General features: G+C 44.9%; 19 protein-coding genes. 1 reads left to right on the forward strand and 18 read right to left on the reverse strand.

The features are described 5' to 3' along the window. Positions 1-37: 37 nt before the first annotated feature. The 7 genes from FZC88_RS10100 to FZC88_RS10130 form a co-directional block, all read right to left on the reverse strand. On the reverse strand, positions 38-1,375 hold the full coding sequence (locus tag FZC88_RS10100) for an ABC transporter substrate-binding protein (protein ID WP_148994700.1): 1,338 nt from the start codon (positions 1,373-1,375) through the stop codon (positions 38-40). Then, on the reverse strand, positions 1,372-2,964 hold the full coding sequence (locus FZC88_RS10105) for a response regulator transcription factor (RefSeq protein WP_262371819.1): 1,593 nt from the start codon (positions 2,962-2,964) through the stop codon (positions 1,372-1,374). Before FZC88_RS10105 ends, FZC88_RS10100 begins: the two co-directional genes overlap by 4 nt. Beyond that, entirely contained in the window at positions 2,939-4,726 is a 1,788-nt protein-coding gene (locus tag FZC88_RS10110; RefSeq protein WP_148994708.1) for a sensor histidine kinase, read from the reverse strand. Before FZC88_RS10110 ends, FZC88_RS10105 begins: the two co-directional genes overlap by 26 nt. A 166-nt stretch (positions 4,727-4,892) precedes the next feature. After that, entirely contained in the window at positions 4,893-5,096 is a 204-nt protein-coding gene (locus tag FZC88_RS10115; protein WP_148994709.1) for a hypothetical protein, read from the reverse strand. Then, positions 5,089-5,709: a response regulator transcription factor gene (locus FZC88_RS10120; RefSeq protein ID WP_148994710.1), complete on the reverse strand. Its 621-nt coding sequence runs from the start codon at positions 5,707-5,709 to the stop codon at positions 5,089-5,091. Before FZC88_RS10120 ends, FZC88_RS10115 begins: the two co-directional genes overlap by 8 nt. Positions 5,710-5,719: 10 nt before the next feature. Continuing rightward, on the reverse strand, positions 5,720-6,637 hold the full coding sequence (locus FZC88_RS10125; protein WP_148994711.1) for a sensor histidine kinase: 918 nt from the start codon (positions 6,635-6,637) through the stop codon (positions 5,720-5,722). 155 nt (positions 6,638-6,792) lie between these two features. Beyond that, positions 6,793-7,176, reverse strand: a complete 384-nt coding sequence (locus FZC88_RS10130) for a DUF6069 family protein (protein ID WP_148994712.1) — start codon at positions 7,174-7,176, stop codon at positions 6,793-6,795. 242 nt (positions 7,177-7,418) lie between these two features. Here FZC88_RS10130 and FZC88_RS10135 point away from each other — a divergent pair, with 242 nt between their 5' ends. Continuing rightward, positions 7,419-7,910: a hypothetical protein gene (locus tag FZC88_RS10135; protein WP_148994714.1), complete on the forward strand. Its 492-nt coding sequence runs from the start codon at positions 7,419-7,421 to the stop codon at positions 7,908-7,910. Positions 7,911-8,244: 334 nt separating this feature from the next. Here the strand turns inward: FZC88_RS10135 and FZC88_RS10140 are convergent, their stop codons facing one another. The 11 genes from FZC88_RS10140 to FZC88_RS10195 form a co-directional block, all read right to left on the reverse strand. Next, complete coding sequence (locus tag FZC88_RS10140; RefSeq protein ID WP_148994715.1) at positions 8,245-9,162, reverse strand: TVP38/TMEM64 family protein; 918 nt, start codon at positions 9,160-9,162, stop codon at positions 8,245-8,247. 121 nt (positions 9,163-9,283) lie between these two features. Next, entirely contained in the window at positions 9,284-9,472 is a 189-nt protein-coding gene (locus FZC88_RS10145; RefSeq protein WP_262371820.1) for a hypothetical protein, read from the reverse strand. Positions 9,473-9,612: 140 nt separating this feature from the next. Then, positions 9,613-11,019: a right-handed parallel beta-helix repeat-containing protein gene (locus FZC88_RS10150; RefSeq protein WP_187443571.1), complete on the reverse strand. Its 1,407-nt coding sequence runs from the start codon at positions 11,017-11,019 to the stop codon at positions 9,613-9,615. A 476-nt stretch (positions 11,020-11,495) separates the two neighbouring features. Continuing rightward, entirely contained in the window at positions 11,496-12,602 is a 1,107-nt protein-coding gene (locus tag FZC88_RS10160) for a glycosyltransferase family 2 protein (RefSeq protein WP_148994716.1), read from the reverse strand. 87 nt (positions 12,603-12,689) lie between these two features. Then, positions 12,690-13,175 (reverse strand): glycosyl-4,4'-diaponeurosporenoate acyltransferase CrtO family protein, encoded by a 486-nt coding sequence (locus FZC88_RS10165; RefSeq protein ID WP_148994717.1) that lies wholly within the window; start codon positions 13,173-13,175, stop codon positions 12,690-12,692. A gap of 15 nt (positions 13,176-13,190) precedes the next feature. Beyond that, positions 13,191-14,678, reverse strand: coding sequence for a phytoene desaturase family protein (locus FZC88_RS10170; protein ID WP_148994718.1), 1,488 nt, complete (start codon positions 14,676-14,678; stop codon positions 13,191-13,193). A gap of 241 nt (positions 14,679-14,919) precedes the next feature. Further along, positions 14,920-15,807 (reverse strand): alpha/beta hydrolase, encoded by an 888-nt coding sequence (locus tag FZC88_RS10175; RefSeq protein WP_187443572.1) that lies wholly within the window; start codon positions 15,805-15,807, stop codon positions 14,920-14,922. A gap of 276 nt (positions 15,808-16,083) precedes the next feature. Then, the gene (locus FZC88_RS10180) at positions 16,084-16,638 is read right to left on the reverse strand and encodes a DUF488 domain-containing protein (protein WP_148994720.1); all 555 of its coding nucleotides are present in this window, start codon (positions 16,636-16,638) and stop codon (positions 16,084-16,086) included. A gap of 578 nt (positions 16,639-17,216) precedes the next feature. Continuing rightward, entirely contained in the window at positions 17,217-18,716 is a 1,500-nt protein-coding gene (locus FZC88_RS10190; protein ID WP_148994724.1) for a sodium/proline symporter, read from the reverse strand. Continuing rightward, positions 18,713-18,835, reverse strand: a complete 123-nt coding sequence (locus tag FZC88_RS24450; protein ID WP_262371821.1) for a hypothetical protein — start codon at positions 18,833-18,835, stop codon at positions 18,713-18,715. Before FZC88_RS24450 ends, FZC88_RS10190 begins: the two co-directional genes overlap by 4 nt. 30 nt (positions 18,836-18,865) lie before the next feature. Next, a complete protein-coding gene (locus tag FZC88_RS10195; RefSeq protein ID WP_148994725.1) occupies positions 18,866-19,657 on the reverse strand; it encodes an enoyl-CoA hydratase in 792 nt (263 codons plus the stop codon). Positions 19,658-19,668: the final 11 nt, after the last annotated feature.

Genomic DNA, 19,668 nt, shown 5'->3' on the forward strand with positions numbered 1-19,668 from the left:
GCACACAAAAAAAACCTCTGGCAGCTGCCAAAGGTTTTTATTCCAAATCATTCAGTTCTTCATTGATCTTTTTGACCGCTTCTTCTGCCGAAGTTTTGACGTCCTTCCCTCCGATACCCACATCTTCAAATAGCGCTTTGACTGCTTCGCTCACGACAGGATAGGCTGGGGTGATCGGTCGATTCCTTGAGTACTTTTGTGCCTGTTCCACGAAAATATTCTTCGGATACTCATTGAACTCGGGAAAGGCTTCTGCAACAGAATAACGAGCCGGAACATCCCCGGTGATCTCCACATACTTCTTTGCACCTTCAAAGCTGGTGACATACTGGATAAACTCCCATGCTTCATCGGGATAGTCAGTGTCAGACGAAATCCCGAGGGACCACCCTCCGTTTGGAACCGCCTGTTCGCTCCCTTTCGGCAGGGCGGTAATCCCGAAATCCTCACCCAGCCGGAAATCAGGGTTCATCATACTGAGACTCTCCACCATCCAGGAACCGAGGACCGTCATACCGAGCCTATCGGTCTCCAATGCTTCCTCGGGGAGTTCAACCTTGGCTACCCGGTGTTTCTGATAGAGATCCTGATAAAACTGTAGGGCTCTCAGTGAAGCCGTGGAGTTCAAATAACCACTCGCTGTCTGATTGCCCGGATCCAGTACATCTCCTCCAAATTGCCAAAGGATAGGCATCTTGAAGTAGGATGGCGACTCCCCATCCGGAAATCCCTGGCCCGGGTCTATTCCCGTGATGTCGGGTGCTAAAGCAGAGATTTTCTTAGCAGCCTCGAGAACCTCATCCCAAGTCAGCGGGTCATGTGGATTTTTGGAAGGGAGGGGAACCCCTGCTTTTTCAAACAAATGGATGTTATAAAAGAGAGCCACACTTGATTCTGCAATCGGTGATAAATAGATTTCATCCTCGTATGTGATCCCCTTCAACGTAGGGGTTGCGAGATCCTCAATATGACCATCTTGTCTCATATAATAATCCAACGACAGAAGACCACCCGCACTTGCATAAAGGGCAAGAGTCGGCGTATCGATCGTCAAAATATCAGGTGGGTCACCTGCTGCCATCTCAGTTCTAAGCTTCAACTCATAATCCCCATAAGGGATGGGGACCATCTCCACTTCGATCGCGGGATGCTCCTTATTAAAGTCGGCCACCAGCTCTTCATACGCCTGATTCTCAAGCTCTGTCCCCTTGTTTCTCCAGAATGTCAGTTGGATCTGGGCTTGTTCATCCAGCTTTTCTCCGTCCTTCTCTCTGCTGGTTTCCTGGAATGAGGTAAAAGTTAAGATGCTGTAGATCCCTGCTGTCAACATGAGTAGCGCAGCCAGTACATAGATGGCAGTTAACTTATACTTCATCGTGCCTCCCCCTTATCCACTGTCCTGGATTTCCTGTAATCAAGTGGCTTTTGTCCAAATCGCTTCTTGAATACAGTGCTGAAATAGCCGGAATTGGAATAGCCGACAAGATGTGCAATCTCGATGATCTTTAACTGTTCATCCATCAACAGGGAACGGGCTTTGTCCATTCGGAGGTTGACGAGATAATCACTGAAATTCTGTCCTACCAGTTCTTTGAACATCTCCGATAAATAGGCCGAGTTGATATGGAATTGATCAGCAAGGGAGGAGAGTGAAATTTCATTGGTGTAATGCTTGTCCATATACCGCCTTACATTTTCCACGATGGCAATTCCATTAGAGGAATGCCGGGTTTCACTCACCTTATCCGCAATCATTCTTGAAAGGTCCAGCAGTTGTCCTTTAACCCGGTACCGGGAAGTCAGTTCCCATATACCCAATTGACAATTCCACATCTTCTTCTCTAAATCCTCGGTATACAGATCATATTTCCTTGCCATGGATCCAAGCATAAAGAGCACCCGGCTGGCTGCAAAGGAATAAGACATCACCGATTGCCGGTCGCATTCAGCAAGGGTAGTCAGTAGATGTTTCTTGAAAGTCTCATAATCGCCCTGCTCCATGCTGTTTGACAACTTCCATTCCACATCGTCAGTGAATTCCACCGTCTGTTTACTCGTTGACCCGTCAATGAATTGGGACGTGGCATCAGCGGAACTTTGGCTCCAGGAGAGAAGGGAGGATATGTATCCGTTCTTTAATTGAGATAAACCAATGACTACTTTCCCCACCCCAATGACCGTTTCAACATTCAGATAGCTGCTGACATTCCGTTGCAGTTCCTGAACAAAAGTATGGATTGAATTCCCTCCCGAGTGTTGTAGACATAAGAAATGAATCATATTCTGATAGCTCGTGTCGTAGAAGGACATGATTCCTTCATGCTCATAGGATAATTCCCGGCACAACATCCTGAAGGGCAGAAACAAATCCCTAACCTGTTCGGGGTCACTACTTCGAATCTCTACGGTGATGAACTGAACAACCGTGTCCTCACCTGCCAGCACATCAAGCTTCAGCTGACTCAGTCTCTCCCCGGAAATATTCTTCCCTGCCCATTCATCCTTCACCAAATGAAGCAGGTACTGCTCTCTCATTTCCTCGGCGTGGAACTGGTTCATTCTGACCGTTTCCATTCTTCTCTGCTTCTCCGCTTCAATCTCGCCCCTGATCTTCCTGAGGGCAGCCGTCAATTCCTCGGGATCGACGGGCTTAAGCAGATAATCCTTCACTCCTTCGACCAAAGAGGAACGTACATATTCGAAATCCGCGTATCCCGACAGGACGATCACCTTGATATCAGGATACTTACCCGATAACGCTTTCACAAGCTGCATCCCATCCAAGACCGGCATCCTGACATCGGTCAGGACAACATCAGGCATCACTTCTTCGATAACCTGTAACGCTTCCTTGCCATTGGAGGCTTCGCCGGCAATAACAAAGCCTTCTTCTTCCCAGTCCACTTTCCACTTCAACCCTCTTCGGATTTGAATTTCATCATCGACCAGAATCACCTTCAGCATGAAGATCCCCCTCTCCACTTTTTATGCGTAAGACAATGGTTGTACCTTGATACTCTTTTGATGAAATATGATAGGTGAAATTTTCTCCGTAATACAGCTTTAAACGCCCCAGGACATTTTTAAGTCCGATGCTTCGTCCTTTGCTTTCCAGTACATGACTGGATTCATGAGGACCGTGGTCACGCTTCAATTCTTCCACAATAGACTCAGGGATCCCGATTCCATTATCCTCAATCACAATCTCCACCCAGTCATTCACTTTCTTCGTCGAAATACGAAGAACGGCCTCCGTTTTCTCTATGAAACTATATTTAACCGAATTCTCCACGAGTGGCTGGATAACGAACTTAATGATCGGGAGCGGAGAGGCTGCAGGATCCTCCTGAATGGAAACGGAGAGCGCCTCTTCATATCGCAGCTTCAGAATTTCCATAAACCTCCGTATATAGGTCATTTCTTCCCCAAGGGTCACCATGTCAGATTCCGTATTGAGGGAATATCTCATGATCCTCCCTAAATGGATCGTGACATCGATCACCTCTTTGTTCTTCCCTTGAGCTGCGAGACCACCGATGGTTTCCAAGGTATTATTTAAGAAATGGGGATTGATTTGCAGTAGCAGTGCCTTGTATTCCGCATCCCTCCTGCGTATGTTGGCTTCATATTCTGTTTCAATCAGGGTATCGAGGCGGTTGGCCGTCTGGCCGAACACATCCACCACATAACCAATCTCATCATTCGCTGTCTTAATGGAAGGAATCAATTGCTTCGCTTTCTTAAATTCTCCCTTTTCAACAAGCTTCATGGCACCGGTCAATTTCCCCAAAGGCTTTACGATGGTAGAAGAAAAGAGATAAGACGCCATGATCGTCAATAAGAATATCCATCCACTCGTCAAAAGGAGATTCCTCTGAAGCTCATTAACCTGAGAGAACAGTTCGGACTTGGTAATTTCACTGACCAGCACCCATTCTCCTACCTTTGCCTTCTGATAGAAAATCATATACTCTTCTTTCTCGAAAGGGACCTCTATTAATCCCGAGCTGTTCGTCTCTGTCTTAATAGTCTTTAAGCTTTCCTTTACTACATTCTCCGGTGTATCGACACTGCCCGTCAGCACATTTCTTCCGAGGCTGTCCAGGAGATAGACTCTCCCGTTCTCACCCAGCTTGATCTTGCTTAAGGCATTCTCAAGAAGGGACGATGGAAAATTCACCTTGATCACCCCGGATAAATCAAGGGTATTGATATCAAAGAGTGGCAGAAGGTAACTGTTCACCTGATCCGCCATCAGATCATTATGAGATCGAAGCCAGCGTTGATCGTCTTTATAGAATTCATCGAACCAAATGGTTTTCTCCAGAGGAGGAAGATTCCCAGCTGTCCCGGTTCCATCGTTCAGGTAAACGGATACGGACATCGCCTTGGAATTGTTGATCATCATCGAAGATAATTCCGCCTTTAACTGGTTCTTCATCAGAAGACGTTCGGCATCGGATACCTCCCTATCATTCTCCTCGGACTTGATCCATTCCTGAGTCGTAGGGTTAACCAGTACCTGTTTTCCTAAATCCTCTGCCTGTGACGTGATTGAATCAATATACAGCGAATACTGCTCCATCATTTCAATCGTCGAACTCTTGGTACGTTCTTCCATTATGGACGTAAACCAGTTGGGAATGAGAATCGATAGAACTAGAAAAGGAAAGGTCAGCAGCAAGGTGAAAATCATAAATAATCGGTTGCGAAGTGAGAAAAACATAGTGCCTCCAAGGTTAATGCAGAATAGGATTCTATTGTTTGAAAAGTGAAACTACTATTCTACTAAATTTACCATAGAATAGGTGGGGTAAAAAGGTAGAAAAATGTGGAGAGGCGGGAATACGAGAAAGTATCCCAGGAAGTATGAAAAGCGTTGCCTGCCCCCGCTACGTTAAAGATTTACCATGCTGGGGAGCAAGGCAACCAATTACAAGGCATTTAGTTAAATCATCTGGGTTAAACCCATCACCACATAAGCAAAATTCTACATGGATCACTATTTTCATTGAAAGAAATAATAAAAAGAAGAGCCAAATCATTGCTCTTCCTGTCCAGGGTAAGTCGTTTTCATCTTCAATTGGGCTACTCATTCCCCGCCCCAGAACCAATCCACCCCTTCATCCTCGCAATCATCACCGCATCGAGACGATTTTTCGCTTCTACTTTTTGGATGATTTCAGAGATGTAATTTCGTATGGTGGGAGGAGAAAGATATAAGAGTTTACTCATTTCGCCTACGGAATATCCTTCCTCGAGATGGCGTAGGATGTCTTGTTCCCTTTTCGTAAGCGGATTCATTTCTTCGAACATCGAGTGGGAGAGTTGCGGACTGAATACTTTTTGACCTGTTTGGATGGTTCGTAAATTCACAGCCAATTGGGAAACGGGGGAATCTTTCAGGAGATAGCCATAGACCCCTGCCTGGATCGCTCGTTGCAAGTAACCACTTCGTGCAAAGGTTGTCACAATCACAATGCGACAAGGATGCCCTTCGTCTTTCAATGTCTCCGCCGCTTCAAGGCCGCTCAGGATGGGCATTTCAATATCTACGATGGCAATGTCGGGTGACTTCTCTCTTATTAGGCGCAAGGCTTCTTCCCCATTTTCAGCTTCACCCACCAGTTCTATATCAGGTTCTAAGGATAATAGCTTTCCGATAGCGCCTCTCACCATACCTTGATCTTCTGCGATTACGATTCTCATGCTTTCACCTCTATTCACTAAATGGTTTTTCGATTTTCGGTACAGAGATGGTTATGTTCATACCCTGGCCGGAATTGGATTTCCAATGTAACGTCCCTTCAATCATACGGAGGCGCTCTTTCATCCCCATCAAACCGCTCCCCTCATGGGTTCTATTCACACTCTCCATGCCTACTCCATCATCTTCAATCTCCAGGATGAACGAGCCACTATTTTCATGAATGGTCATCCAGCAATTTGCAGCTTGACTGTGCCTCACGATATTGGTCACACATTCCCGAAGACACAAACCGAGTATTTTGCCATTCACGAGGGGTATTTTCTCCAAATCCACCGAATTCAGATGTACCGCTATACCTGCTGATTGAAGGAATTGCGATGCCTGAACCACTTCTTCTGATAGTCGGACAGACTGCATATCACTGACCAATTTCCGCACTTGTATCAACGTATTTCGGGAAATGTGTTGAAGCTCGCGTACCTCCTGGATCGCTTCATCAGGATTTCGCCGTATGAGCTGCTCCACCAGTTCACCTTTCAACGTTAAGAGGGACAATGTATGACCGAGCGTATCGTGAAGGTCCCTGGCAATCCGTTCTCTTTCCTCTATTTTGATGAGTCGTGCAATTTCTTCATTTGCCCCCAGAAGCTCTGATTTCATTTGATTCGATATCTGTTGATTACGGAGGAAATACGGCAACCCAATGAGAAGGATGAGGATTGGGATCCAGGACAAATCCTGTGTTCCTAAGTCAAATTCAACATGATACCATACGGAAGCGATATAAAAGACAACCATCGATCCAGTATAGACCGTGATCAGTGTAAACGAGGGAAGGAATCCGGTCACAATAGAAGGGTATAGTCCGAACCAGATATTCCACGGGTTAAAGAGGACGATCAATACCATCACACACATATGCTGCATTACTATGCCTAGTTCACGATATTTTACGTGTGAGGTGCTTCTCCAAAAGGCAAGGGCAAGCAATAGAAAGAAGGAATAATGAGCAGCCTTGACCAGTTAAATTTGACGATAGATGGCATCGGTCATCCCCCTCTCCTCATACGTATTCTTACATCTCAAGCTTTTGTTCTTCTGACCGTCCTATCCATCCAGCCCGGAAGCCATGCAATGGAAAGAGTAGCCACAAATCCATGTAACGTATTCGCTACACCTGCTATGCCAGGCTCTGCAGGAAAAGCCCAGTCAAATAGGGAAAGGGCCAGTGCCACCCCAATCGTGATGAAAGCATACATCCATCGTGGTCTCGTCGTTTGTTTCTTTAATTTCATATAAATCAATGTCCCGATCATATTCACGACAATCGACATAAAGAGGATCGACCCGGGTGTTATCTTTTCAAATGTAACGTCTAACACAAAGCATAGCAAGTAATACACCACGATCGCTGCCACACCGGAAATCGCCCCCACCATAAAGCCAACCTTTAAACCATTCTTCATACATGCACCTACTCTCATAAACTAAAAATCTGCTTAAATCGTAGCATGTAGAGGTAGGAGGAAATAGTTATATATATCATTTGTTTGGAAGCGTGGGGACGGTTCTCGTGCTTCCGTCGGCACCCTTATACTATCGTCTATTTGTGGACTCAGGTACCTGTTACTTGGCTTGCAAGTTCACAAAATATCAGGGTAGTATCATCGATTCATTTCCATTATAATTGTATGAGGGAGGTGATAAAATGGAAAAGCAAATCATAAACATGTTATCCGATATTCAACGGAACATGAAGGTGTTCGACCAAAACTTGAAAGAGCTTGACCGTAATATGAAAGCGCTCGATGGAAGAATGGTAGGACTCGAAGGTAATATGCAAGGACTTGAAAGTAATGTGCAAGGACTCGGCCAAAAAATGCAAGGACTTGAAAGTAATGTGCAAGGACTCGGCCAAAAAATGCAAGGACTTGACAGTAATGTGCAGGGACTCGTCCAAAATATGCAAGGACTTGAAAGTAATGTGCAAGGACTCGATGGAAATATGAAGGAGTTCAGAAGTGACTTAAAAGAGATAAAGGAAACGGTTAACAGAATCGAAGTTTCACAAACAGAAGATGTCATTGCTTTGTTAAAAGTAGGTAACCAACGTTCTGAAACGGACTTTCATTATCTGAACACAAGAATCACAGATATTGATAAACGGGTTTTCACCCTCGAGAATCGAGCTGAAGGGTAATCGTCATATCTCGATATAATAGTAATGACGGTTCCCCTATACCTACTCTTCGTTCCCTCTCACCATGATCCACACTTCATTTCTTCGATTTTTCTTTTGTTAGACTTTCCACAATGAAAAACCTAAAATACCTGATCCGCTGCAAGTGAAAATTCATGAGGCACCTGGCCGATCGTAGACGATTCTGTAAGCCAAGGGATCAACCATAGTCTCAGTATGAATAGAGCCATTCTCACTATTCCATGAGAATGGCTTTATTGTGATGTTCATTGATAGATGCGCTCTGTGTATTTGTGTGGAGAAAATGCCTTTCCAGAGTACAAATCGAATTGAATTAACCATTTTTATTCAACACTTTTTTGATCAACATCCCAATACCAAATAAAAGTAAAGCAGCAGCCGAAACAAAAACCATTAATTGAGATGCAGTTAAGGAAAGAGCAGAAGCTAATTCAATCGAATATGCAAGCGAGAAGGATGTAACTATTTTGGAAAAAATAGCAACGCTTAAAAACCTCTTAACACTAACGCCACTAACACCAGCACCCACACAAATGATCTCATCAGGTAAAATTGGAATAATAAAAAGTAACGCAAGAATTAGTAATTCGTTCTTTTGAACATATTGATGGTACTGCTCTAAATGTTTCTCGTTGACAAGTCTTTTCACTATCTTCATTCCACCAATTCTCGAAACAAAGAACATTGTAATAATCCCCAGTATTGTTCCAAAAAAGCCGAGAATAAAAGCCGTGAATGAACCTAATGCTGCACTGGCCGCAACCACTGTAACCATTTCTGGTAAAGGTAAAATGATTGGTTGTGCAAAGCATATAGCAAAATATATATATTTAGCAGTTGAAATGTTTTGTCTCAGAAAATTTTCGAATCCGATTGCGTCAGTCAGTACAAGGAAACTGCTGATATAGAAGGTAAGAAACATGGCTAATACAACTAAGAAGTTGACTATTGATATTAACCTAATAACTTGGATAAATCTTCTTTTCCCAGTAGCAAGAGCTGCCATTGCTATGACTAAAATAAGTAAGAACACAGTGGAACCAACTACTTTTAAAATAGGTAAAAGATGTGGTAATCCTATGTTAAAGATTAAAATCGGTATTAAAGTCAATAAAAGTTGTTCTACATAATACTTGAAATTGTTTTTAGTTATCATTTTACACTCCATATAAAATTCAGGTTTAGCCCATCTTAGGTTGTGAAGGAAACCTTGTTTCCCTTTTGTCCACATTAATCTATCTACTATAAATTATACCGTTTATATTGTAAACTTTATCAGCAATCACCAATCTGTGTAATTTAGTCAAGTTTTTGTTTGTCCTTCCATGACATCCTCTAACCCATTTTTCTTCTCATTGTTTTATTGTTACGTATGCCATCAACCCATTTAAGAAATTCTTCGCCTTTGAGAACATATCCACTACTTCACACTCTCTATATTCGCAGTATACCGCATAATTCTTCACAATTTCACGAACTTGTTCAGAAATTTGCCAATCGACTATATCAGCATTATTATTCTTAGGCTTGATGAATTGCACGAAATTTTTCATTCCTTTAAATGGTTGTCCAATTAAAAGAAAAAAACCAAATCACTATGCGATTTGGTCTTTAAATTGATTTGTTATTTCTTATGTTCCCCACAAAAACTGAACTACTTAAATCAAGAAGCAGTCCCTCTCTAAATAAATTCACTCAACAATAACCAATAACAAGGATTTAGCGGCAGATTAGGCGGTACTGGAATAACGGCTGAATTATATCCGACGATAAAGCTTGCCGGATCAGTCGCAGATGCCCATCCCGCAGTGAAAGATTCATTTACAATGGTATTACCCGTACTGAAAACATCTGCGCTGCCCAAATAGTTGTTATCGATTCCAGCGAGTCCTTTCCCTGCAGTATTTTGAACGGTATTTCCATAAAAAGCTAAAAATTTAAAAATATTCAGGTTGGGCCCAAACAGTAAGACAGGAACATTTCCTTCACTGATGGTCGTATTATCGATGATATACAATCCAAAATTTTCACCTGTAAATTCTTCCATGAGAAGAAGGTGACGCAGCGTAAAGGGGGAGGTTAATTGTGTATTATTCCTTATGACCAAATCTCCCTTTAGTGTACCTGAACTGGCTGCTATATTCGTGATAATGATGAAGCTGCACCTGACAGCCCCTGAATCAGAGACAAACGTATTGGTGTCAATGATACTTTGCCCTGAAGTAGAAGAAATACTGATATACCGATAATTATTGTTAAGCGCCGCAGCCGGTGCATAATTAAAGTCACAATTGGTGATCTGGAATTCAGAGGCAATCAGTGAAATACCGAACTCACATACAGAGAGTTCACAATCATCGACATAAATTCCGGTAGCTGATACATTCCCCACTCGAATGATCGATTCAGTGGATACGATGGATGGGAAATTTTGAACGAGGGACATGTTTTGGAAAACTACATTCGATACCGTGACATTGAACATGAACGTTACAGCATTATTTGCAGTAATAACGGTCGTTGCGCCTTTACCTTGTCCCTCTATTGTGACCGACTTGTTCACATTCAAGGTGGAGTTAATGATAAAGGTTTCAGCGTCGAGTAATAATCGATCCCCATTTACTGCCGCAGTTAAAGCAGCTTGGATCGTGGTAAATGGTCTAGTGGAGCCTACAAGCAGGGTATTCCCTGTTGGAGGAGGTATCGTCCTTGTTGTGGGAGGAACAGGTTGTTGTTGCTTATAAAAAGTATTACCTGTGGATATATCAATATATAGATCTCCATCATTACCAATATCGCATGTTGGTGATCCCACTCCTGTTAAAACGGGAGTACCAGCCGGTCCTTGTGGTCCCTCAGGTCCTTCTGGTCCAGCTGGTCCTTGTGGTCCTTGTGATCCTTGTGGTCCCGGCGGTCCTTGTGGTCCAGTTGGTCCTTGTGGTCCCGGCGGTCCTGGTGGTCCTGGTGGTCCTTGTGGTCCCGGCGGTCCTGGTGGTCCTGGTGGTCCCGGTGGAGGAGGGTAAAAGTCACACCCCTCAGGAGGGAGTATACGATTCGGATCACACTGGATTCGGTTTTTTTTATACATTTCATCACCTCTAAAAACAATATTTAATATAATAGTATGATGAATTTAATGTAATGCTTGGACGAAAAAAGAACCAAGGGGACAAGTACCATGGCTTATATATAAAAGGGGCTATGGTACCTGTCTCCTTGACTAATCAAGGATATTAAACCCATATTGAAGTGGGAGTGCAGAGCGATCGGGGGCAACCTGAGTGGATCGCTCTTTTTTTGTACACTTATAAAGCCGAACCGCCAGTATGCTTCACCCAACTTCCCCCACTAACCCTCTCCCTCCCAATCAATCCCCCATTTTCATCATTTAACCCTTAGCCAAGGGACCTGTTTCCATGGCGCAAAAATTTGTTGGATTGTTGGTTAGGGCATAAGAAAAAACGCGTGGGGACGCGTTTTTCTAGTTTACAATTTTGTATTACGAGAAGCGCGGAGACCATCCCCGTGGTTCACCCTTCCAGTTAGAAAAGAGCTCTACGCCTTTCACACCTTTATTTTACGCCCTTTCCATTTCACAGAATGAAAAATATTCACCCGGATGAAAGAATAAAGGAAAATCACTGCGAAGAATAAAAACAGCAAAGGATAAAAAGGGAAATACACCCATCTGAAATCCCCGACCCTGCGGGCAAACCATGCTGTTTGAACGGAATAGAGGATATACAATGCCCCATTGACGATCATAGCGGCGGTTCTTTCCTCCATAATCGAAGAGATCAATGAAGACGCGGTGGTTAAACTTCCGGTAATCCAGAGGATGACCATCAACATGACGACAGGATGAGTGGACTTGGAACCAACGGCAAAACTTTTGCACCAGCCTTCGATAAGGCTTCCCAAACCTTCCGGATACATGCGGAACGAAATGATCCCTCTGCCGCCTAGGCAGCGAACGGGAAGGTTCTGATCAAGAAAGGCCTCTCCCAGTGCCAGATCATCCATGATGGCCCCCTCTATCTTTTCATGTCCTCCGGATAAAAAGTAATCGTCGCGATTACATAGAATACAAGGACCGAACGAGCCAGCGGCTTTGAACCGGGATCCCCAGACGGTAAATAGATTCATCCCCACCACGACGATGATGTTAAATACAATAGAGAGATGCTCATACACACGCTCCACTGTGTGATAGGGCTGCAAGGCGAGGATACCCCTCGCTCCTTTCCTCTCGTAGTAATGCAGAAGATTACGTAATCCATCCACACTAGTGAATCTTGTATCTGCATCCAGGAAGAGTAGCCAGTTCCCCTTTGCCTCCTTGGCACCGCGCCAGCAGGCAGACGATTTTCCTGCCCCTTTATTCTGCAGGACCGTGACACCGTAGCTTTCTGCGACATCCACGGTACGATCCGATGAATCGTCATCCACCAACAGAATTTCAAATCCCTTGAATCGCTGTTCCTGCAATGACTGCAATAACGGGGAGATCCTGCCTTCTTCATTCCTGGCAGGAATAATGATGGACAGAAACGGCAAGCCCGCCGTACTTCTTGCGGTGAAACCTGGTACCGGCAAGGACCAAAACATGAGAATGCCAATGATAACCCCAAGGAAACCCAGGATGAGATTGATCACTTCTGAAGCTATCATGTAACCTGCCTCCTTCCCCTAGAACTCACCAACGTGACAATCCCCGTTCACCCTTTATGTAGCTGCATTTCCTTACAGTAGTCTGCTTCATTTCTTCCCACCGCCTGACGTAATGGCCGATATACGCCCGCGATTGTACCGTTGAACCACGATAATCGGAAGGTTGAAGACAACTGCATACAGGACCATCACCCATCCTATCGATACTGGATTCCATATGAAGAACAGCGGAGCAGGGAGAATGGAGAGCCAATGGGTGAATTCCGCGCGTTTCGTTTCCGCCGCAAATACGATCAAGTCCTTCGACTTCGTTCCATGCAACCCCTTTTTACTGTATCCCTTTTTGAAAAAAATCGTACCGTCCAGAATAAGTCCCTTCCACTTCTTTACCCGGAATAAACGCTGCCACAATGCCCCGGACTGTTCAAAAGGGAACGTCCGGAACAAGAAGTGGTCTTTCAAGAACCACGTCAACGGCAGTTTCAAGCACATGCTTGAAATGAAGAGATGAAAGAACGTCCAGGCAATCACATCAATGAGGATGATCCAATGGTCAGGCAGTGAGATGATCATGACATCACCCCTTTATTATCCAGAATCCCTCTCCATAATTTTCTCGCCTACGAGCTGGCCGCTTAAGGTAACCATCGGCATTCCGCCGCCGGGGTTCACCGTCCCCCCGACAAAATAGAGGTTGTCGTAGCGTTCACTCTGTTTCGGATGCTTCAACCCTTTATTCTTCTTACTGTCTGACACCGTCCCATAAATCGCACCGCGGTCGGAGCCGTACGTACGCCTGATATCTTCCGGTGTCCACATATCCCTGGTGACAATGTTTTCACGCAAGCCATCGAGGCCCATCTTCTCCAACTTGATCAGGACCCGTTCAGCGAATTGTTCATAGTCCTTTTGCGTATACGGGTTCTCATCCCGGATAAAAGGAATATGAGGCAGCACCTTGATATTTTCATGTCCTGAAGGGGCCTGAGTCGGATCGGTCTTATTCACATTGACGAGATAAATGACCGGATCTTCCGGCAGTTCATGGCGGTGGAAGATCGATTCCATTTGCTCCTTCATATTTTCCGCGAAAAAGAAATTATGATGACGCAGCTGCGGATAACTCTTCTTCACACCCAGGTGCATGACAAGACCGGAACTGGCCGGTTTGAATTTCTTTTTTAATTTTTCAATATAATCGCTGTCTTCCTCCAGTAATCGCTCGTAAACCGGTATGACTTCCATATTGGAAACATAATGATCGGCCGTCACCAGTGTCCCGTCTTCCAATAGGGCTCCGGTAATGTCGCCATCCTTCTTTTCAAGTTTGACGATTTGCTGTCCAAGGTGGAAGGTCACCCCCACTTCTTCCGCCAGCTTCACAAGAGCGTCCGCGAGCTTGTGCAATCCGCCGGGAACATACCATGCCCCCTGGTCATGCTGCATGTAGATCATCATATTCATCACGGCCGGCGCATCGTAAGGAGACGAACCGACATACTTGATAAAATAAGAGAGCATATCGCGAAATTGCTTATGACTGATCCGCTTATCGAGGGATTTATGCACCGTGGATAACAAGTCAATGTTTTTCATAACACTGAACAGTCCCGCCTGCTTGACGATTCCTCTTGCCGTATCCGCACCTTTAAATAAGGTTTTATCCGTCATATCGTAATGGGTCTTCGAATGCTCCAGCAGACGTTGATATTCACGAATGTCCTTTTCACTGAGAGAGGCGTTCTTCTCTCGCATGTCGTTCATATCTTCATACAAGTCTATGACATTTCCATCGGGGAAGAAGGAACGCCATTGATGATCCAGCCTTTCAATTTGGACATAATCCTTCATCGATTTACCGCTGGCCGCAAACAATTTCTCAAAGATCTGCGGCATCGTCAAAATGGACGGGCCAAGATCAAACCCAAAACCGTCTTGCTCCAGCCGATTCAACTTTCCTCCAATGTGATCGTTTTTTTCATATAAGGAGACATCGTATCCCGCCTGTGCGAGTGTAATCGCAGCCGACACCCCGCCGAGTCCCCCTCCAATGATAAGTACCGTTTTATTTTTCAATGGTTACCGTTCCTCCTGTTCCGAAATCTTGATTGGAGTATGTATGTTTATCTAAAACACATTCAACATCCGCCTGTCCTTGTGCCAGTTCCAAATCAAGCTCTTCCTTACCCATCTCTGGATCATGGAACTAGACCCGGTTTGGCCTGCTTTTTCCAATACATCAAGTCTGTATCCTTTGCACTTATCTTATACCCTCAATGCCTCTAAGAAAAAACGTTGAATGTGTTTGGGTCATGGTTCAATATGGAGGGGCTTCAGCCACAGCTTTGATTTTCCCTGCGATCAATCGCCAGGCATCTTCTGCCCTTTCTTTTGGTCCCAGATGGGTAAACGCATGGGCACAGCCCCTGAATATCGCCTCTTGAACGTTCACCCCTGCTGCTTTTAATTTCTCCGCATAACATTCGGCTTCCGGCCTGAATGCATCGGACTCAGCTATGAGAATCAGGGCTGAGGCTAAGCGGCCGCTAACCTCGGCACGGACAGGGGAAGCGAGAAGTTGCCCCGCTTGTCCCTTCTCTGGGACGTAACACATATGGATAAAATGGGCTGCTTTTGGAAAAAGGGAACGCCACTTGTCTGGTTCCGGCTTCTCAGCATGAGGGGTGACAAAATCCAGCATAGGACACGATAGCACTTGGAGCAGGGGCTGCTCGTCCCCCTTCTCTTCAAGATAGAGGCAAAGGGCAGCAGCAATATTTCCACCTGAGCTTTGTCCGCCAACCATGACCTTCTCTGCCTCAATGCCCAACTCCTCCGCTCTTCCCTTCACCCATTGAATGATTTCATAGCCCTGTTCAATGGCTTTCGGAAAAGGATACTCGGGTGCCTTGCCATATTCGACGTTCAGAACCACACATTCGGCCTGATTCGCCAGGTAACGGCAATAGGGATCATCCATCTCCTTATCATTCATAATGAACGCCCCACCATGGAAGTTGATATAGACAGGGAGTTTTTTCTGATTTGCTGCCAAAGGATAATAGAAGGAAACGTAAGTGCGCCCGACAGCTGTTTCAACTAACACATCTTTTTTCGTTTGTACATCCTGCCGAGGGATCATAGGTGTTTTGTTGGATGGATGAGAAAAGAGACGCAGTAATTTTGCCATCATGACACGGAACATAAACGTTACCTCCCTTGGTAGTATAGTAGCTTCCATTCTTCGACACGTGCTGCTCCGGCAATGGGGCGTGTCCGTCTTCTTCCCGGATAAAAGTATTAACGGTCGACATTTCAGGCAATATGTAGAGATTTTGATATGAATAGGTGATATTACCCTTCTTTATGGGTGAACTCAGGATGGTTCTTAGCTCATTTTCTGATAGATGTTGTGAACCCAGAATGTGGTTCATAACAAGTAAAAGGGGAAGGGTAAAGTGGGCATCGTACCCACTCCATACTATCCATTCAGCCCCGGATACACGACTGTCCCATCTTCTTCAATGATCGGCAAGGCTCCCCATTGGCCGAGTTCGTGACTGATCACTTCAGCCTTTCCGTCAGAATCATCGATGATGTGGGAGACATCCCAGCCATTTGCTTTCAGCACGTTGCTGATCAACAGGCGGTGGCACCTGGCCGGGTGGCGTTCCGAGCACATATAGGCCAATTTGGTCTCAGCCGCAACCTCCTTCAACTCTTCCAGTCCATCCTTGAACTCATCCGTCAACGTGTAATCTGCATAATTGTGAAACGATCGGTTGTTCCAGCCGGCGTTCAGGTCTTCACCAATCACCCCAGACAAACGCCTCCTGCCTCCGAGCTTCGGGAAATGACGGTATTCCATTCCTGCCTCACCCAGCCACTCTCCCATGTTCTCCTTCTTGAATTGAGGGTGTTTTCGACTGGCGGGAAAAGCGCGGATATCCGCTATATATTCGATTTCTACGGCATCAAGCATGTTCAGGAATTGTTCTTTGGAGTGCGTCGAGTGCCCGATTGAGTAAATTTTCATGAAAGCTCCGCCTTTCTTACAGAATATAATCTCAGTGCAGGTAAATCGAGAGACGCGCGGCTCTTACGTTTCCTATACCCGTTCGCTTACTTTACTAGTCTTTGTTTGCATAACTTTGTCCCATAGTGGAAGGGGAAAATTGATTCTGTATTTCCCTTCAAATTATGCTTGATTTGTCCCATTAGTACTTCATTTATCTGATACCGACTGAAAGAACCGTCCCCACTCTCCTTGAAGTATGGTAGATAAATGGATTGGAAGAATACAATTCATCCCAAAAAGGCAGAAGAATGTATTGAGGAAAGATTATAAATTCATCTAAGTATAGCTGCTGGAAGCGTGGGAACGGAAGCGTGGGGACGGTTCTGCTTCCAGCAAAACCCACACTTTCGTTCCCTATCACTATGATCCATACTCCATCTCTCGATTTTTCTTTCGTTAGACTTTCCATCGAACCCCAAAAAGGTGCCTGACCTACTAGGGTCTGGCACCTTTTCTTATTCCACAACTCTTTCAACCATCAGTACAATCCATCACTATTTTCGCTTTAAAGGGCTAAATGTACCTCTCACCTCCAATTATGAAAAATTAGCTGCGGCTGGGTCTTCCCCGGCTGTTCTTTCTTTTGAGGTTGTTTCGAATATCTGACTTGCTTCGTGTTTTGTGATGAGGGAGATTCCGATCAGGGAAATGGTTGAGATAATCATCGCAATGGCTCCGGTGTCAAGGGCAGGAACATAGATCCCCTTCACTTTTAAAATGTAAAGGCCAATACTGGAGATAAATCCAAGAGATGATGACCAAATGGCAGCTGTTCGAGTGGCGCGTTTCCAAAGGATTCCGATGCTTAATACTGGCACCAATGAAGCGGCAAATATTCCCCATGAAGCGTTGCCGAGCCATCCCACCAAATCTGGCGGATTAAGCGAAAGCAGGAATGTCACAACAATAATGGCCAATGTAAACCATCTCGATAGGGCCAATTCTTTCTTTTCCGGAAGCTTTTCTCCTTTTTTAATGATCTGCTGGTAGATATCCCTGACAATGGAAGAGCTTGCAACCAGCAGGAACGCTTCACTTGTTGACATGATTGCAGCCATGACAGCGGCAAAGATTAATCCGGCAATCACTGGGGGGAAGAAGGTTTCGATAAACATTGGTGCCACCATATCCGGAGAGGAAGGAGCTGCCATTTCCCCGCGATTGACCATGACTTTTGTGTATAGACCCACAAACCATAAAAGGGCAGTAAGTGCATATGTACCTGCAGCAATGATACACGCCCATTTCAGCATGGAAAGCTTCCTGATCATGTAAAACTTTGAAACAACATGCGGCTGTCCTTGGTGCCCGATTACATAAATAAAGAAATAAGAGATAAAAGCAAAAATGCCGATTGGGCCTGTTGTATGGTATGCCTGCACCATATCAGGGTTTATGCCCGCAAGTTCCGAGTTAAGCTGGGACATGCCTCCCACCATTTTCATACCGCCGATGAAGACAATTAAAGCACCGGCAACCATGACGATCATCTGAATAAAATCAGTCCAGACAGCGCTGATCATTCCGCCTCCAACAACGTAAACGGTCAATATCGCCACACCGATAAACAAAGCGAGCTTATAGTCCACACCAAGAACAGTTTCAAGCATGTTCCCCAGAGCTTTGTATTGAGCCATCTGGTAACCGATCGCTCCACCTAATATCGCAAGAGCGGTGATCGCGCGAATGGCCTTACTGTTATACCGGATTTCCAAAAGATCTGGAATGGTTAATGCACCAAATTTTTGTGTTATTCGCCTCATTGGCTTTGCCAAGACTAAAAAGCTGACAAATATTCCTGCCGTTGCAAAGATTCCGATCATAAATATGGCATAGCCATGTTCATAAACGAGTCCTGTCAGCCCGATAAAACCGTATCCCGACATGGTTGTGGAAGAAACGGCGAGAGCAACAAGCCAGGGGCCGAATCTCCTCCCCCCCGTATAAAACGTATCCATATCCTTTTGATGTCTCATTGAAAGTAATCCGATAACCAATATAACCAGCAAATAAATAATCCCAATGGCTAATATCATGAAACATCCTCCTCTTCATTATTTTTGAACGCCAATGCGCCCCAAATTCCTGCTGCTACAATGGCGCTCGGCCAAAATACAAATAACATGAATGTCATTAACGGTGATAATCCAAACAAGTCAATCCCTCCTTAAAATAATTTAATCGATTACCTGTCAACAAAATTCGGCTCCCGTTTTTGGATAAAAGCCTCTACCCCCTCCTTTACGTCCTTCGTTTGAAAGACCTGCCCGAAATATTCAGCTTCGGTGACAAGCCCTTCATCCACATGCTGCTCAAAACCGTTATCAATGGAGCGTTTGGCAAAGGACAATGATGGAGAAGAATATCGGCTGATTTTTTCTGCAAGCTCAACAGCTTTCTTCAAAGATTTGCCCTTAGGAACAACGTGATTGACCAGTCCAATCTGCTTCGCTTCTTCAGCTGTCAATGGCTCTCCCGTAAAAATCATTTCCTTAGCCTTTGCTTTCCCTACAACCCTCGGTAGTCTTTGAGTTCCTCCCGCCCCTGGAAACAACCCCAATTTTATTTCAGGAAGGCCAATCTTAACCTGTTCTTCAGCAATCCGAATGTCACAGCTTAAAGCAAGTTCGCAGCCGCCACCTAATGCAAAGCCATTAATCGCCGCGATCGTAGGTTGGGGCAGCCGTTCAATCTTATTAAGCGGTTCCTGCAGCCAAAGCGATTTTTGCTTGGCCAGTTCCACACCTTTGCCAGTCCAGTCAGGAAAACCTTTGATATCCCCTCCCGCCACAAATGCCTTTTCACCGGCACCAGTTAGAATGACCACCTTCGCATTGGAATCACTTCCAATTTCATCCGCGACAGCTGACAGTTGTTCTATTACCTCGGCACTCAGCACATTCACAGGCGGATTATCAATGATAACCGTGGCAATATTTTGCTGTTTTGACCATGAAACAACTTGGATTTTTTTCATTTGTCCCCTCC

The sequence above is a fragment of the Rossellomorea aquimaris genome (assembly GCF_008180865.1).
In the GTDB taxonomy this organism is placed as follows: Bacteria; Bacillota; Bacilli; order Bacillales; family Bacillaceae_B; genus Rossellomorea; species Rossellomorea yichunensis.